Source organism: Burkholderia humptydooensis, assembly GCF_001513745.1.
Classification (GTDB): domain Bacteria; phylum Pseudomonadota; class Gammaproteobacteria; order Burkholderiales; family Burkholderiaceae; genus Burkholderia; species Burkholderia humptydooensis.
This window is the reverse complement of record NZ_CP013382.1, coordinates 2068069-2084135: the sequence shown is the minus strand read 5'-3', so window position 1 is coordinate 2084135 and position 16067 is coordinate 2068069. Positions and strand designations below refer to the sequence as shown.

The 16067-nt window shown below is 70.0% G+C and carries 11 protein-coding genes and 1 pseudogene; 6 read left to right on the top strand and 6 right to left on the bottom strand.

Annotation, left to right across the window (positions count from 1 at the left end; all coding sequences use genetic code 11):
• Nucleotides 1-7: 7 nt before the first annotated feature.
• The 4 genes from AQ610_RS28175 (at nt 8) to AQ610_RS28160 (ending at nt 8405) form a co-directional block, all read left to right on the top strand.
• The gene (locus AQ610_RS28175; protein WP_006029784.1) at nt 8-973 is read left to right on the top strand and encodes a transglutaminase family protein; all 966 of its coding nucleotides are present in this window, start codon (nt 8-10) and stop codon (nt 971-973) included.
• A gap of 113 nt (nt 974-1086) precedes the next feature.
• Nucleotides 1087-4503: a transglutaminase family protein gene (locus AQ610_RS28170; RefSeq protein WP_006029783.1), complete on the top strand. Its 3417-nt coding sequence runs from the start codon at nt 1087-1089 to the stop codon at nt 4501-4503.
• 273 nt (nt 4504-4776) lie between these two features.
• Nucleotides 4777-7386, top strand: a complete 2610-nt coding sequence (locus tag AQ610_RS28165; protein ID WP_231749076.1) for a circularly permuted type 2 ATP-grasp protein — start codon at nt 4777-4779, stop codon at nt 7384-7386.
• Nucleotides 7377-8405 (top strand): transglutaminase family protein, encoded by a 1029-nt coding sequence (locus AQ610_RS28160; RefSeq protein ID WP_015603888.1) that lies wholly within the window; start codon nt 7377-7379, stop codon nt 8403-8405. Before AQ610_RS28165 ends, AQ610_RS28160 begins: the two co-directional genes overlap by 10 nt.
• Here AQ610_RS28160 and pdxR read toward each other — a convergent pair.
• Entirely contained in the window at nt 8354-9934 is a 1581-nt protein-coding gene (gene pdxR, locus AQ610_RS28155) for a MocR-like pyridoxine biosynthesis transcription factor PdxR (protein WP_009914430.1), read from the bottom strand. The genes AQ610_RS28160 and pdxR overlap by 52 nt on opposite strands.
• Nucleotides 9935-10039: 105 nt before the next feature.
• Between pdxR and AQ610_RS28150 the strand changes: the two genes are divergently transcribed.
• A complete protein-coding gene (locus AQ610_RS28150; protein WP_009914432.1) occupies nt 10040-11245 on the top strand; it encodes a multidrug effflux MFS transporter in 1206 nt (401 codons plus the stop codon).
• Between the two features lie 156 nt (nt 11246-11401).
• Here the strand turns inward: AQ610_RS28150 and AQ610_RS28145 are convergent, their stop codons facing one another.
• The 3 genes from AQ610_RS28145 to AQ610_RS37970 form a co-directional block, all read right to left on the bottom strand.
• On the bottom strand, nt 11402-12133 hold the full coding sequence (locus tag AQ610_RS28145) for an alpha/beta fold hydrolase (RefSeq protein WP_006029778.1): 732 nt from the start codon (nt 12131-12133) through the stop codon (nt 11402-11404).
• Nucleotides 12130-12942: a DinB family protein gene (locus AQ610_RS28140; protein WP_009914434.1), complete on the bottom strand. Its 813-nt coding sequence runs from the start codon at nt 12940-12942 to the stop codon at nt 12130-12132. The genes AQ610_RS28145 and AQ610_RS28140 overlap by 4 nt, the downstream gene beginning before the upstream one ends.
• A gap of 166 nt (nt 12943-13108) precedes the next feature.
• Nucleotides 13109-13237, bottom strand: coding sequence for a hypothetical protein (locus tag AQ610_RS37970; protein ID WP_006029776.1), 129 nt, complete (start codon nt 13235-13237; stop codon nt 13109-13111).
• A gap of 161 nt (nt 13238-13398) precedes the next feature.
• On the opposite strand from AQ610_RS37970, the pseudogene AQ610_RS37720 reads away from it, so the two are divergent.
• Nucleotides 13399-13631: pseudogene (locus AQ610_RS37720) on the top strand (MFS transporter); the annotation flags it as partial.
• A gap of 30 nt (nt 13632-13661) precedes the next feature.
• Here the strand turns inward: AQ610_RS37720 and AQ610_RS28130 are convergent.
• Together AQ610_RS28130 and AQ610_RS28125 are read right to left on the bottom strand one after the other, a co-directional pair.
• On the bottom strand, nt 13662-14735 hold the full coding sequence (locus tag AQ610_RS28130) for an FUSC family protein (RefSeq protein WP_009914437.1): 1074 nt from the start codon (nt 14733-14735) through the stop codon (nt 13662-13664).
• Nucleotides 14736-14985: 250 nt separating this feature from the next.
• A complete protein-coding gene (locus tag AQ610_RS28125; protein WP_006029774.1) occupies nt 14986-16053 on the bottom strand; it encodes a 2-aminoethylphosphonate aminotransferase in 1068 nt (355 codons plus the stop codon).
• Nucleotides 16054-16067 lie beyond the last annotated feature (14 nt).

Genomic DNA, 16067 nt, shown 5'->3' with positions numbered 1-16067 from the left:
GTCAGCCATGCGCCTTGCCATCCGCCACATCTCGCGCTTCCAATTCGATGAACACGCGCCGCACGTGCTGCAGCGCCTGCGGCTGCGCCCGCAAAGCGGCCCATGCCAGACCGTGCGGGCGTGGCAGGTGACGATCGACGGCGTCGAGCCGACGCTCACCTACGCGGACGGCCTCGGCAATCATGTCGACCTCGTGCGGCACGAGCGCGACAAGCCGGAGTTCGCGATCGTCGCGGCGGGCGTCGTCGAGACGCAGGATCGCGCCGGCATTCTCGGCAACGTCGTCTCGTATGCGCCGCCCTGGATCTACGAGCGCACGACCGACCTGACGCGCGCGGGTGACGCGATCCGCGCGCTCGCCGACGCGCTGCCGATCGAGCACAAGAGCCTCGACGCGCTGCACTGGCTGATGACCGAGGTGCACAGCCGCGTCGCCTACGAGCCGCATGCGCAATCGGCGCCGCGCGACGCGGAGACCGCGCTGCGAAGCGGCGCCGGCGCGAGCCGCGATCATGCGCACGTGTTCGTCGCCACGGTGCGCGCGCTGCAGATTCCGGCGCGCTACGTGTCCGGCTATCTGCTGACGGACGGCCCGATGCGACGGATCGCGGAAGCGCTCCAGCAGGCGAGCGGCGTCGCGCAGCAGGCGATGCAGATGCGGCACGATGCGGATGACGCGGATGGCGCGGATGGCGTGCACGAGGCGCCGGGCGATGCATCGCGCCGCACGAGCGTCGCGATGCAGGAAACCGCGGTCGCGACGCAACCGCAATCGGGCCATGCGTGGGCCGAGGCGTACGTCGAAGGGCTCGGCTGGGTCGGCTTCGATCCGTTCATGAACCGCTGCCCGGACGAGCGCTACGTGCGCCTCGCGGCGGGTCTCGACTATCGCGACGCGATGCCGGTGTACGGTCCGGGCGCGAAGCCGGTCGGCGTCGAGATCAGCGTGATCCAGTCCCCGGAACTCGTCTGACGCGCGCGCCGCGCGCAGCGGCGCGGCCAACGGCGGCGCGTGGCTCGCGATGCCGCCGCGCCGCCGCGCGTCGCACCCGACCGTCCCCGCAACCGCACCGAACGGCCCACGTCATGTCCATTCACGTCGCGCTTCACCACGTCACCCGCTATCGCTACGACCGGCTCGTCCATCTCGGGCCGCAGATCGTGCGCCTGCGGCCCGCGCCGCATTGCCGCACGCCGATCCTCTCGTATTCGATGAAGGTCGATCCTGTGCAGCACTTCGTCAACTGGCAGCAGGACCCGTTCGCGAACTACATGGCCCGGCTCGTGTTTCCCGAGCGCACGCGCACGTTCGAGATCGCGATCGATCTCGTCGCCGAGATGTCGGTCTACAACCCGTTCGACTTCTTCCTCGAAGAGCATGCGCAAACCTTTCCGTTCGACTACGGCGGCGCGCTGCGCCGCGAGCTCGCGCCGTATCTCGCGTGCGATCCCGACACGAGCGCGTCCGACGCGTTTCGTTCGTATGTCGAATCGATCGACCGCGCGCCGGCGGGCACCGTCGACTTCCTCGTCGCGCTGAACCAGCGGCTGCAGCGCGACGTCCGCTACGTCGTGCGGCTCGAGCCGGGCGTGCAGACGCCCGGGCAGACGCTCGCGCTCGCGTCGGGCTCGTGCCGCGACAGCGGCTGGCTGCTCGTGCAGCTTTGCCGCCATCTCGGCCTCGCCGCGCGCTTCGTGTCCGGCTATCTGATTCAACTGACGCCCGACGTGAAGTCGCTCGACGGCCCGAGCGGCACCGAGGTCGACTTCACCGATCTGCATGCATGGTGCGAGGTGTATCTGCCGGGCGCGGGCTGGATCGGCTTCGACCCGACGTCGGGGCTGCTCGCGGGCGAGGGGCACATCCCGCTCGCCGCGACGCCGCAGCCGACGAGCGCCGCGCCCGTCGAGGGGCTCGTCGACGAATGCGAGGTCGAGTTCGAGCACGAAATGCGCGTGATGCGGATCCACGAATCGCCGCGCGTGACGAAGCCGTACACGGACGAAGCTTGGCAGCGCGTGCTGCGGCTCGGCGCGCAGGTCGATGCCGATTTGAACGCGGGCGACGTGCGCCTCACGCAGGGCGGCGAGCCGACGTTCGTGTCGATCGACGACCGCGACGGCGCCGAATGGAACACGGATGCGCTCGGGCCGACGAAGCGCGGCTATGCGACGTCGCTCGTGCAGAAGCTGCGCGCCGAGTACGGCGCGGGCGGCTTCCTGCACTTCGGCCAGGGCAAGTGGTATCCGGGCGAGCAGTTGCCGCGCTGGGCGCTGTCCGTATTCTGGCGCGCGGACGGCGAGCCCGTCTGGCGCGATCCGGCGCGCTTCGCCGACGAGCGCGAGCCCGCCGCGTACACGACCGCGGACGCCGGGCGCTTCATCCGCGCGCTCGCGGCGCGTCTCGGCTTGACGAGCGACTACGTGACGCCAGGCTACGAAGACGTCTGGTACTACCTGTGGCGCGAGCGGCGGCTGCCCGTGAACGTCGATCCGTTCGACGCGCGGCTCGACGACGAGCTCGAGCGCGCGCGCCTGCGCAAGGTGTTTTCGCAGCAGTTGGACAGCGTGATCGGCTACGTGCTGCCGCTCAAGCCGCTCGCGCCGAACCCCGCGCTCGCGGGGCCGCGCTGGGAGACGGGCCCGTGGTTCTTCCGCGACGAGCGGATGTATCTCGTGCCGGGCGATTCGCCGATGGGCTATCGTCTGCCGCTCGATTCGCTGCCCTGGGTGAGCCGCGGCGATTATCCGTATCTCGTCGAGCGCGATCCGTTCGCGCCGCAGGACGCGTTGCCCGACGCGAGCGCACTGCGCGCCCGCTATGCGGGTGGCGGCTACGGCGTGCCGCGCGATCCGGGCGCGGCCGCGCGCGATGCCGCGGCGCCCGCGCGGACCGTGATGCAGGCGCGCGCCGGCGAGCATGCAGGCGCGGTGAGCGCGGCCGACGCCGCACGTTATCCGCAGCGCTTCGAATCCGCCGCGTGGATCACGCGCACCGCGCTGTGCGTCGAGGTGCGCAACGGCGTGCTCTACGTGTTCATGCCGCCGATCGCGGCGCTCGACGACTATCTCGATCTGCTGACCGCGATCGAGCTCACCGCCGAGTCGCTCGACGCGAAGCTCGTGCTCGAAGGCTATCCGCCGCCGCGCGACGCGCGGCTGAAGATGCTGCAGGTGACGCCCGATCCCGGCGTGATCGAGGTGAACATCCATCCCGCGCACGATTTCGACGAGCTCGTTCAGCACACCGAATTCCTGTACGACGCCGCGTATCGATCGCGGCTGTCGAGCGAGAAGTTTATGGTCGACGGGCGGCACGTCGGCACGGGCGGCGGCAATCACTTCGTGCTCGGCGGCGCGACGCCCGCTGACAGCCCGTTCCTGCGCCGTCCCGATCTGCTCGCGAGCCTGATCGCGTATTGGCACAACCATCCGTCGCTGTCCTATCTGTTCTCGGGCCTGTTCATCGGCCCGACGAGCCAGGCGCCGCGCGTCGACGAGGCACGCGACGATCAGCTCCACGAGCTCGACGTCGCGTTCGCCGAGATCCGCCGCAACAAACTGCGCCACGGCGAGGAGATGCCGCCGTGGCTCGTCGACCGCGTGCTGCGCAATCTGCTGATCGACGTGACGGGCAACACGCATCGCAGCGAATTCTGCATCGACAAGCTCTATTCGCCGGATTCGGCGACGGGGCGCCTTGGCCTGCTCGAACTGCGCGCGTTCGAGATGCCGCCGCACGCGCGGATGAGCATCGTCCAGCAACTGCTGCTGCGCGCGCTGATCGCGCGCTTCTGGCGCGCGCCGTACACGACGCCGCTCGCGCGCTGGGGCACCGCGCTGCACGATCGCTTCCTGCTTCCGACCTTCGTCGGGATGGATTTCGACGACGTGCTGACCGAGATGCGCGACGCGGGCTTCGCGTTCGATCCGGCGTGGTTCGCGCCGCACCTCGAATTCCGCTTTCCGCTGTTCGGGCGGATCGCGTCGCGCGGCGTCGCGCTCGCGCTGCGCGGCGCGCTCGAGCCGTGGCACGTGATGGGCGAGGAGGGGGCGATCGGCGGCACCGTGCGTTACGTCGATTCGTCGCTCGAGCGGCTCGAAGTCCAGGTGAGCGGGCTGAACGACAGCCGCTACGTCGTGACCGTCAACGGCCGCGCGCTGCCGCTGCAGCCGACGGGTACCGCCGGCGAATACGTCGCGGGCGTCCGTTACAAGGCATGGGCGCCGCCGTCGGCGCTGCATCCGACGATCGGCGTGCACGCGCCGCTCACGTTCGACATCGTCGACACATGGATGCGGCGCTCGCTCGGCGGCTGCCGGTATCACGTCGCGCATCCGGGCGGCCGCAATTACGACACGTTCCCGGTGAACGCATACGAAGCCGAGAGCCGGCGACTCGCGCGCTTCGTGTCGATGGGGCATACGCCGGGCACGATGACGGTCGAGCCGGCCGCACCGAGCCGCGAGTTCCCGTTCACGCTGGATTTGCGGCGTGGCTGAGCGGATGCGCGAGCGCGTGCGGGTGCGGGTGCGGGGCGCGTCGAAGGCCGCGGCAACGGCGCCCGCGTCGCCGCGACGCGCAGCGTGCGGACGTAGCGCGCCAGGCGTGCCGGGCATATGGTACCGGGCAGGAATGTTAGGATTCGACATCGACGGGCGGCGCGCGCCGCGTGCGCGCGGCGTTCGCGACGCGACGGCGGCCCGGCGTCGCCGCCTTTGAAAAATCGAATCGTGCTTTCACTTTCCTCCGACGACGATCTGACCGCCGACGCGATGCAGACGCTATTCGATACGGGTTCGCAGCAGGACGCGGCCGAGCTCGGCGCGGCGCTCGCCGCGCCCGCGGTCACGGGCCGCTACGACGAACTGCGCGGCGGCGCGGCCGCGCTGTCGAGCGCATCGCTCGCGCCCGCGTGGCGCGCGTTCTTCACGCAGCTCGGCAGCGTCGGCTTCGCCGATCTCGACCGCCGCGCCGATGCGCTGCAGCGCCGGATGCGCGAGAACGGGCTCGCCTATCATCCGCACGAGCGGGCGGCGGGCGGCGGCGCGGTGCGGCCGTGGTCGCTCGACCTGCTGCCCCTCATCGTCGCGCCCGACGACTGGGCGGCCATCGAGCGCGGCGTGCTGCAGCGCGTGCGCCTGCTCAACGCGATCCTCGCCGATCTCTACGGAGAACAGACGATCCTGCGCCGCGGGCTGCTGCCGCCCGCGCTCGTCACCGGGCATCCGGGCTATCTGCGGCCGATGTGCGGCGCGCGCGCGCCGGGCGGTACGTGGCTGCACGTCGTCGCGTTCGATCTCGCGCGCGGGCCGGACGGCGCGTGGCGGATGATGGCGCAGCATACGCAAGGCCCGTCGGGGCTCGGCTATCTTCTGGAGAACCGGCTGATCGTGTCGCGGCTCTTCCCGCGCGCGTTTCGCGGCCTGCACGTGCAGCGGCTCGCCGCGAGCTATCGCGCGCTGCTGCAGAGCATGCAGGCGCTGAGCCCCGCGCGGAAGAACTCGCGCATCGTGCTGCTGACGCCGGGCCCGCACGCGGCGACCTATTTCGAGCACGCGTATCTCGCGCGCTACCTGGGCCTCACGCTCGTCGAAGGCGGCGACCTGACGGCGCGCGACCAGCGCGTCTATCTGAAGACGCTGCGCGGGCTCGAGCCGGTGCACGGCATCCTGCGGCGCGTCGACGACGAATGGCTCGACCCGCTCGAACTGCGCCCCGATTCGCTGCTCGGCGTGCCGGGGCTGATGCAGGCGGTGCGCGCGGGCAACGTGCTGCTCGCGAACCTGCCGGGCTCGGGCTTCCTCGAATCTCCCGGCATCCTCGGCTTCCTGCCGCGCCTCGCGCAGAGCCTGCTCGGCGAGACGCTGTCGCTGCCCGCTGTGCCGTCGTGGTGGTGCGGCGAGCAGGCGGCGTGCGACGAAGCGCTGCCGCTTCTCGCGCGCGGCATCGTGAAGCCGACATTTCCCGCGAGCGTGCAAGTGGGCGGCGTGTTCGAGCCGGTGATCGGCGCGCGGCTTGCGCCGCCGCAGCTCGCCGAATGGCGCGCGCGGATCGCCGCGCAGCCCGCGCACTACACGATCCAGGCGGACCTGCCGCCGTCGCTGGCGCCGACATGGGCGGGGGGCGCGGGCATGGGCGACGGCGGCGCGCGGATCGTGCCGCGGCCGCTGCTGCTGCGCGTGTTCGCGCTCGCGGACGGCGCGCGCTCGTGGCGCGTGCTGCCGGGCGGCCTCGCGCGCGTCGGCACGCGCGACGAACTGTTCAACGCGCCGATGCCGCGCGGCGGCAGCAGCGTCGATACCTGGGTGATGACGGAAGGCGCGGTCGATCCGACGACGCTGTTGCAGACGCACCTGGGCCCGGACGACCTGCAGGAGCGATCGCGCGCGATAGCGAGCCGCGCGGCCGAGAACCTGTTCTGGCTCGGCCGCTATACCGAGCGCGCGACGAATTTGACGCGGCTCGCGCGCGCGGCGCTCGAGCGGCTGCGCGGCGAGGACGACGTCGAGACGCCCATCCACCTGCATCTGCTCGATGCATTGTGCCGCGACAACGGCCTGCTGCCTGCCGACGCGCCGTCGGCCGTCGATGCGCCGCGCGCGTTCCAGCAGGCGCTGACGCTCTCGCTCACGCCTCGCGCGGATCGCTCGACGGGGATCGCGTCGTGCCTGTTCGGGATGCGCGGCGCGGCGGCGGCGATACGCGAGCGGCTGTCGCGCGAGCAGTGGCGCCTGATCGACGACGCGACGCAACTGTTCGACGAAGCCGGCGACGCCGCCGCCGAGCCCGAGGAACAACTCGGCAACGACGCGCTGCTGCGTCTCGAGCGGCTGAATCTGCTGCTCTCGGCGATCACGGGCGCGCAGACCGACAACATGACGCGCGACGACGGCTGGCGCCTGCTGTCGATCGGCCGCCAGATCGATCGCCTCGAATTCCTGGGCGACGTGCTCGGCCACGCGTTCGACGGCGGCGCGATCCACAAGCAGGAGGGCTTCGAGCTCGTGCTCGAGCTGTTCGACAGCGGCATCACGTTCCGCTCGCGCTTCCAGCGCTGCTTCGATGTCGCGCCGCTGCTGTCGCTCGTCGTGCTCGATACCGACAATCCGCGTTCGCTCGCGTGGGTCGCGCAGGCGCTGCGGGGCCGGCTGTCGAAGGTCGAGCGCAGCGAAGGCTATGCGCTGTCGGAGCTTGCCGACGGCATTCCGGACATCGCCGGCTGGCCGCTGCATGTGCTGTGCGAGACGGACGGCGACGGCCGCCACGCGGCGCTGCTCGCGCGCCTGCAAGCGTGCTGCAAGGCGGCGCGGGATGTGTCGAACCGAATCGGCGAGCGCTATTTCAGCCACGTGCGCGACGCGGGCAGGTCGCTATGGGGATGACGAAGCAATCGCCTGCGAACGCGAAGACGGGCGCCCGCGCGCGCAAGGCGGCCGTGCGCGCGGAGCCGGCGCGCGGCGCGCTGCTGCGCGTTACGCACGACACGCGCTATCGCTATGCGGCGCGCGTCGAATCCGCGCAGCATCAGGCGCGTCTGCGGCCGCTCGAGACGCCGCGGCAGCGCGTGCTCGAGTTCTCGCTCGAGATCGATCCGCGCGCCGAAGGGCTCGTCGTCGATACCGATTCGTTCGGCAACGAGCGCACGTCGTTCGCGCTCAATCAGCCGCACGAAGCATTGTTCGTGCGCAGCCGCAGCGTCGTGCGCGTCGCGCCGCCCGCGCTGTCGGCGGGCAAGCGCGGCGAGCCCCCGCCCGCGATCGCTGCGCCGAGCGACGGATGCGCGAGCGCGTGGGAAGTGGTGCGCGAGTGCCTGACGTTTCGCGCGGGGCGGCCGTTCGATCCGGCGAGCGAATTCGTGTTCGCGTCGCCGCACGTCGCATGCCATCCGGATCTCGCCGCCTATGCGGCGGCGAGCTTCACGCCGGGCCGCCCGCTCGTGCAGGCCGCGTGGGAGCTGATGCGCCGCATTCACGCGGATTTCGCGTATACGCCGGACAGTACCGACGTCGGCACGACCGCGCTCGACGCGCTCGCGCTGCGCCAGGGCGTGTGCCAGGATTTCGCGCACGTGATGATCGGCGCGCTGCGCTCGCTCGGGCTCGCCGCGCGCTACGTGAGCGGCTACCTGCTGACGCAGCCGCCGCCGGGGCAGCCGCGATTGATCGGCGCAGACGCGTCGCATGCGTGGGTCGAGGTCTACGATCCGGCCTGGCCCGAGGACGCCGGCTGGCTGCAGCTCGATCCGACCAACGATCGCGCGCCCGGCGACGATTACGTGATGCTGTCGATCGGCCGCGATTACGCGGACGTGACGCCGTTGCGCGGGGTCATTCGCGGCGGCGGCGCCGATCAGGTGCTGACCGTCGGCGTGACGGTGGAGCCGCTCGATCCGGCGTCGTGATCCGCGCGAAGGGTGCGCGGCGCAGCGGCGTCGCGCCGCATGCCGGCGAGCAACTGCCCGAGCTTTTTCCCCGCGTAACGCGCTTGCGCGACGCTCAACGCCGAATAGCCGACGACGACGCCCGCGGGCAGCGCCGCGCGCGTGCGGAACGCGTGCAGCGGCTCGAGCGCGAGGCCGGCTTTTGCCGCATCCGCGACGAACGCGCGTTCGTCGATTCCGTGTCCGAGCCACAGCACGAAATGAAATCCGGCATGCTCGCCGGAAATCGCGTACTGGCCGTGCGCGTGCCGGCGAAGCTGCTCGAGCACCGCATCGCGGCGCTGCAGGTACGCGTGGCGGCTCGTCCGCAGATGCTTCGCGAAATCGCCGCTGCCGACGAAGCTCGCCAGCGCGAGTTGCTCCGTGGTGCCGACCGAGCGCCCGACGGCTTGCGCGAGCGCCGACATCGCCGAGCGCAGCGCCGCCGGCACGACCATGAAGCCCACGCGAATTCCCGAAAAAAGCGTCTTGTTGAACGAGCCGCAGTAGATCACGCGATCGCGCACGTCGAGCGATTTCAGCGCAGGCAGCGGCGCGGACTGATAGCCGAATTCGCCGTCGTAGTCGTCCTCGATCACCCACGCGCGCCGCGCATGCGCCCAGTCGAGCAGGTCGAGACGCCGCGAGACCGACATCGTCACGCCGAGCGGCGATTGATGCGCGGGCGTCACATACGCGGCCGCGACACGGCGATGCGCGCTCAACGCGTTCGTGTCGATGCCTTCCGGGTCGACCGGAACGCAGATCGATTCGGCGCCGGCCAGCTCGAAAATTCGCCGCGCGGTTCGATAGCCGGGATCCTCGATCGCGATCCGGCTCTCGTTGCCGGCGATCGTGCGGGCAATCAGATCGATCGAATGCCGGATGCCAGTCGTGATGAAGATGTCGGCCGCGCCGCACGCGATGCCGCGATATTGGCCGAGATAGTCGGCAATCCGCGCGCGCAGCGGCTCGGCGCCCTGCGGCGGTAACGCGCAGAGCTCGGCCGGCGTCGCTTCGGACAGCCCTTTGCCGACGTGCCGCTTCCAGGTTTGCATCGGCAGCAGGGCGGGGTCGGCCAGACGCGCGACGAACGGCACGCCGGCGCGGACCGGACCATCCGGACCGGCCGGTTCGGCCGCGCGGCTTCGCGCGATCTTGCCGGCCGGCTCGCTGCGCGGACGGGACGCGTGCTTCGCCGGACGTTGCGCGGGCGCCAGATAGTCGTCGGGGACGACGGCGCTCACGCGCGTGCCCGAGCCGTGCGCGCGGGCGATGTAGCCTTCCGCGCAGAGGCGGTCGAACGCCGCCTCGACCGTGCCGCGCGCGACGCCCCATCGCGCGGCGAGCGTCCGGGTGGAAGGCAGCAGGCTGCCGCCCGGCAACAGCTTGCGCAAGATGGCGTCGCGCAGCGCGTCGCCGATGCAGTCCTGCTTCGATTGCGCGGAGCGCTCGGACAAGCCGGGCGGGCGCGGCAGGTCGAGCGGGATCGCGGTTTTCCCTCGCGTCATAGTGGTCTATTCAGGTTTCGATCAAGTGGTTCTTCGGTTTATACCACATCGCCTTTACATTCTGGCCTGCGGCCATTCGATCCGGGCCGCGTGGACCTTGCCCGAATGAACGCGACCGACAAAAACACACTGCCCGACTGGGGCTGGCCATGCTTGCTGATGCTCGTCGTCTGCCTGCCGCGCGCGACAATCGACGCGTACTTGCCGTCGCTGCCCGCGATGGCGGACGCGCTTCACGGCACCGACGCGCAGATGCAACTGACGCTGACGATGTACATGGTCGGCTACGCGCTGTCGATGCTGGTGTCCGGCCCGCTGTCCGACCGTTACGGGCGCAGGCCGGTGCTGCTCGCCGGCATGCTCGTGTATCTCGGCGCGACCGTCGCGTGCGCGATGGCGACGAGCATGCCGGCCATCGTCGTCGCGCGAGTCTGCCAGGCGCTGGGCGGCTGCAGCGGCGCCGTGATCGGCCGCGCGATCGTTCGCGAGCGCTTCGATGCGGCGATGCAGGCGACGATGCTCAGCCGGATATCAGCGGGCATGGCGTTGTCGCCCGTCGTCGCGCCGCTTGCCGGGCAATGCGTCGCGCATTGGCTCGGCTGGCGCGGCGTCTTCGCATTGCTCGCGTTCGGCGGGGCGGCGGCCGCGCTGATGGTGCATCGCTACCTGCCGGAGACGCGCGTGCGCGCGACGAGCAGCGAGCGCGATGCGAGCCTGCCGAAGACTTACCTGTCGCTGCTTCGCGACCGCCGGTTCGTTCGCTACTCGCTCGCGATCGGCTTCGTCTATTGCACGTATTTTCCGTTCATCGCCGAATCGTCGGCGCTGTTTCAACGGACGCTTCACGTATCCGGCGCCGTCTATGCGGCGATATTCGGAATCACCGTGCTCGGCTACCTGATCGGTTCGAGCGTGTTTCGCCGAGCCAGCGGGCGATTCGGAATCGACGCGATCGTCGCGTCGGCCGCGGTCGTCAATCTGTGCGGCGCGGCCGCGCTGTGGATCTGGACGTCCGCCGCATCGCCGTCCGTCTGGTCGATAGCGTTGCCGATGTTCGTCGTCATGGTGTCGGTCGGCGTCTCGATTCCGGCTTGCCAGTTTGCGGTGCTGCAGCCGTTCGCGAAGATCGCGGGCACCGCTTCCGGATTGTTCTTCTTCATTCAGATGGCGATGACGGCCGCATGCGGCGGGATGCTGAGCGGGCTGTCCGATGGCTCCGCGCGACCGATGGCCGTCGTCACCGCCGCATCGAGCGCGGCGTTCATGGCCGCCGCGGTGCGCTGTCGCCGCTCTTTGCCGCGGGCGGCATGACATTGCCGGCGTCGCAGGCTATGAAATGCGCGAATGCGCGGTCAGCAATCCGAAGGAATGCGCGTGACGAACTGAACGTCCGTGGCGAATTCCGCGCATCGAGCGGCGAACGGACATTCGTCGCGAGCGGCGGCGCGTGGCGTGACGTCGCGATCGTCAGGACGCGAGACATCGATCGATCAATGTCGAGAACGCATCGGGCCGCTCGATCATCATCAGATGGCCGCAACCGTCGATGACGTGGTGGCCTGCGCATTGCGCGAGCGCCCAATCCGGCGCGTTCCATCCGGCGCGCGAGCGTTCGCCTGCGATCAAATGCACCGGATGGCGTTCGAACACCTGCGCGAGCGCAGCGAGATAGCCGGTGTCGCCGGTCGTTTCGACGACCGATCGCCCCATCGCGCGAAGCGTCGACGCCGGCTGATGATCGAGCCAGCGGATCGCCGTCTCCCGCATCGCGGGCGTGGGCGCATCGACCGCGCCGCCGAGCCATCCGAGCGGATCGGCGCGAAAGCCGTCGAGCATCGCTTGCGCGTCGGGCTCGCTCATCCGGCCGACCGACGCCGACCAAAACGCGTCGGCCAGCGTGAAATTGCCTTCGACGTTGACGATGCGCCGAACGCGTGCCGGATGGGCGTGCGCGAACAGCATGGCGATCGCGCCGCCGACCGAGTGCCCGACCATGTCGACGGGCGTCCCGCCGGCATGCGCATCGACGAACGCGCGCAGATGCTCGACTTGTGCGCCGAGCGTGATCGATTCGGGCGGCGCGGCGCGATGCTCGCCGTAACCGAGCAGATCGGGCGCGGTGCGCTGCGACGCGCTGCCATGCGTGCCGAGGCGGCCGATGAATCCGTGGACAAAGACGACGGGCGGCGAGGCGTTCATGAGCGTTCCCGATGCCGATGAGGCGCGGCGGCCTGGTTCAGCTCCGCACGGAGTTCGTCGAGTTCGAGGCAATGCGTGCGATCGTGGTCGAGCCACTCGCGCACGAGTTCTTCGAGCGTCATTCGTCGCACGCCGTCGCGGATGCCGCAGCGCGTCAGTTGATCCGGCCGCAGCTTTCGCAGCGACGCGCACAGGCGTTGTCGCGACTCGCGGAATGCGCGAACGGCTTCGTCGAGATTCTCCCGCAGATAGCCGCGCTGCTCGGCAAGCGCCGTGCCGTCGACCGATTCGATCGCCGGCAGAGGCGTGGTCCGGACCGCGCGAATCCGCTCGGCGAAGATCGCATCGAGGTCGCGCAGGTGGCATGCGTGTTCGACGAGCGCGAAGCCGGTCCCGGGCGGCCGTTGCGCACGCTGTTCGGCTGGAATGCGTGCGATCGCATCGGCGAGTGCCGCCGGCATCCGTGCGAGCAGGCCGACGACTTCCGCGAACGGCGGCCGATTCGGCTGCGGGCCGAATACCGCGCCGTAGCTGAACAACGCGCCGCCGACGCGCCCCCGCGCTTGAACGACCTCGTGACCGTGGCGGCGCATCACGTCGGCGACCATCGCGCCGCAAAACTGCCTGGCGGTCGTATCGTGCTCGATCTCGGGGAATTTCCGCGCGATTTCGTCGGCGACGGCGGCGATCGCGGCAATGCCGACGCGCGACAGCGCGGCGAATTCGATGTAACGCTCCGGCTGCTCGATCAACGCTGCGAGCTGCTGTCCGAGCGGGGTGGTTCTGAAGCGGTCGAAACGGGAATGCATGGGCGGCGTACCCGGCGATGTAACGTATCAAAACGATACGTTATGAGGCGGATGTCGGTCAACCCGGATTTTCGACGGTCGTGATGCTCGGGCGCTCGGGCGCTCGGATGCTCGGTATTCACTCGCGGCGTTTCGTAACGCCGCGCGCCGAAACCGCCTCGCCGCCTCATCGCACGATCGCCTCCGGCAAATGCCTGCCGAGCATCGACAGCATCATCCGCGTCTTCGCGGGCACGGGCCGCGCGGCGGGATAGAGCGCATGCAGATCGAAGCCCGCCGGCGCGCAGCAGCTCATAGACCGGCGGCCAATGGCTCGTGCCGATCGCGGCGTCGATCGGGCGCATCAACGCTCGAGCGCTTCGCGTCGAGGAGGCGCAATCGCTCGAGCGTCGAAGAGGCCGAGCACGCGGATGAACGGATGCGCGGCGAGCACGCGCGACACGTGCCCGAGCCGCCGCGCGAGACGGCCGCTTGCGCGTCGATCCGTTGATGCCGCTGCGCGCGATCCATCAGGCGGCGATCCATCCGAGCGTCGCGTTTCTGTCGGCCGTATTCTTTCTGATGCAGGTCGGCACGGTCTCCATCTGCAGACGATCATGCTGCTGCTGCAAACGCGTTTCCATTACACGAGCGCGCAGCTCGGCCTGTTCAGCGGCGCGATCGGCGTGTGCTTCGTGCTCGGACGCCTGATCGGGCGCGCCGTGGCGGTGACGGCGCGCTCAGATATTCCATTGCGGCGCGGTGTCGTGCAGACGCTGCCTGAGCTGCTCGACCTCGTGCGAGAGCTTCGCCGTCAGCGAGACGTAGCCGGACAAGTGCGTGGGCGGCACCTGCTCGCCGGCCGGCATGGCCTGCCGGTGCGGCGGCCCGAGCCGGCTCGGCGTGCCGAACTTCAGCGCGCGCCCGGCGCCGACGAGCATTTCCTGGACCCGCCGGTTGTCCGCCTTCATCTGGATCTGGACGAAGCGTCTGCCTGCTTCGTCGTCCTCGCCGGGTTGCAGGTTCGACAGGATCTCGAGCGAGCTCATGCACAGCCGCAGGCCGCGCTGGATCGCCTCGAGCTGCGGCATCGACACGGAGATCTCCTTCGATACCGACGGCATCAGCGAACGGAGCTGCACGAGCAGCGCGTTGAGCTTCGCCATGTCCTTCAGGTGCTCGTTGTCGCTCACGTAGCGCTCGTCCGCGATCCGCGCGTGGACGGCCGCGCAGCCGCGCAGCGCATCGGCGAGCTTGTAGCGCCACGAGTAGGTTGCGTACAGCGGCAGCGCGAACGAGAACGCGAGCGCGATCACGATGCCGACCAGCACGTTGACCGCGCGCCAGAGGCCGTCGGCGATCTCGTTGTCGCCGTGGCCGGCGACGATCACCATCGTGATCGCGGACAGGAGCGCGATGTAGCCGGCCTTGCCGATCGCGTGATACGCGCAGACGCCGCACGCGACGCTCATCACGAGAAACGTGAGCGGCGACAGATGCACGGTGGTTTGCAGCAGGATCAGCGACAGGCCGGCGATCGCGCCGATCAGCGTGCCGAGCGCGCGCTCGGCGGCCTTCTTGCGGATGTTGCCGTGATGCTGGAGCCCGCCGATCACGATCAGCACCGTGATCGTCGCCCATTCGCCGTGCGGAACGTGCAGGCCGGTCGTCAGCGCGATCGAGGCGAGCACGCTCAGCGCGACGCGCGCCGCATGGATCAGTTTCGCGTGCCGATAGCGGCGATAGGGATCGAGCACCGGACGCAACGCGTTGCGGGCGAAGCCGGGCAGGCGGGATTGTAAGGTCGACGTCATGAAACAGCGGAGTGGGCGAAAACGCTGACCGCCGCACGCGATGCGCGCCGCGGCGGGATCGATCGTTACGCTAACCTAAGCATGATGCGCTGTCCATCGCGATGAGCACGCAGTGCCGCGGATCGTTCGCACGCGGGCCGGCCGTCATCGATGCGTGGCGCGACAGCCGGCACCGCGCGGCGCGGCACCGCTCGCGAAAAAAGCGGTGCCGCGGGGTTCGAGCGAGGCGCCGCCCGGCGACGGAGGCGCGTCAGCGCGTGAGCGCCGTGAATCCGTCGAGCAGCCGTTCGACGTCCGCGGGCTCGATCGCGCCCATCGTCGACACGCGGAACAACGCGCTCGACAGCCCGCCCTGGCCCGCATAGATCACGAAGCCGCGCGCCTTGAGGCCGTCGTGCAGTTGCTCGTACGTGACGCCGGCGGGCAGCCGGTACGCGCGCAGCACGACCGACGATTCGCCGTCCGGCAGCACGAGCGGCATGCCGCGCGCGGCGAGGCCCGCGCGCACCTGCTCGGCGAGCGCCGCGTAGCGCGCGTGGCGCGCGCGCCAGCCGCCCGCTTCGTCGAACTCGCGCAGCGCCTCGACGAGCGCGTAGTACGCGTGCACCGACGGCGTGAACGGCGTGTTGCGCGCGTCCTGCAGCTTCGCGAGCCGGCCGAGATCGAGGTAATACGTGCGGCTCTCGGCCAAGGCGAGCGCGCGGCGGCGCACGATCACGAACGCCGCGCCCGGCACGCCGTGCAGGCACTTGTTCGCGGTCGCGGCGACCGCGTCGATGTCGCCGCCCGCGAAATCGATCGCCTCCGCGCCGAAGCTGCTCACGCCGTCGACGAGCAGCCGCACGCCGCGCGCGCGGCACACGGCGGCGAGCGCGGCGAGGTCGTTCAGGCGGCCCGTCGTCGTTTCGTGATGGATCACCGCGACGTGCGTGATCGCGCGATCCGCGTCGAGCTTCCCGGCGACGCGCGCGAGATCCGGCGCCTGCATCCAGTCATGTTTCAGCACGTCGTGCGCGATTCGGTACTGCGTCGCGATCTGCGTGATCCGCTCGCCGTACACGCCGTTCTCGATCACGAGCAGCTTGCCGTTTTCCGGCACGAGCGCGGCGATCATGCTCTCGACCGCGGCCGTGCCGGAGCCCGTCATCAGCACCGCGCTCCACTCGGCCGGATCGAGCGCGTACGCGGCGACAAGCCGCACACGCGCCTCGTCCTGCAAATCGAAGAACTCGCTTTCGCGATGGCAGAGGTCCGGCTGCAGCAGGCTCTTGCGCACGCGCTCCGTCAGCGTGACGGGACCGGGGTTCAGCAACAGCATCTTCGTACTCCTTC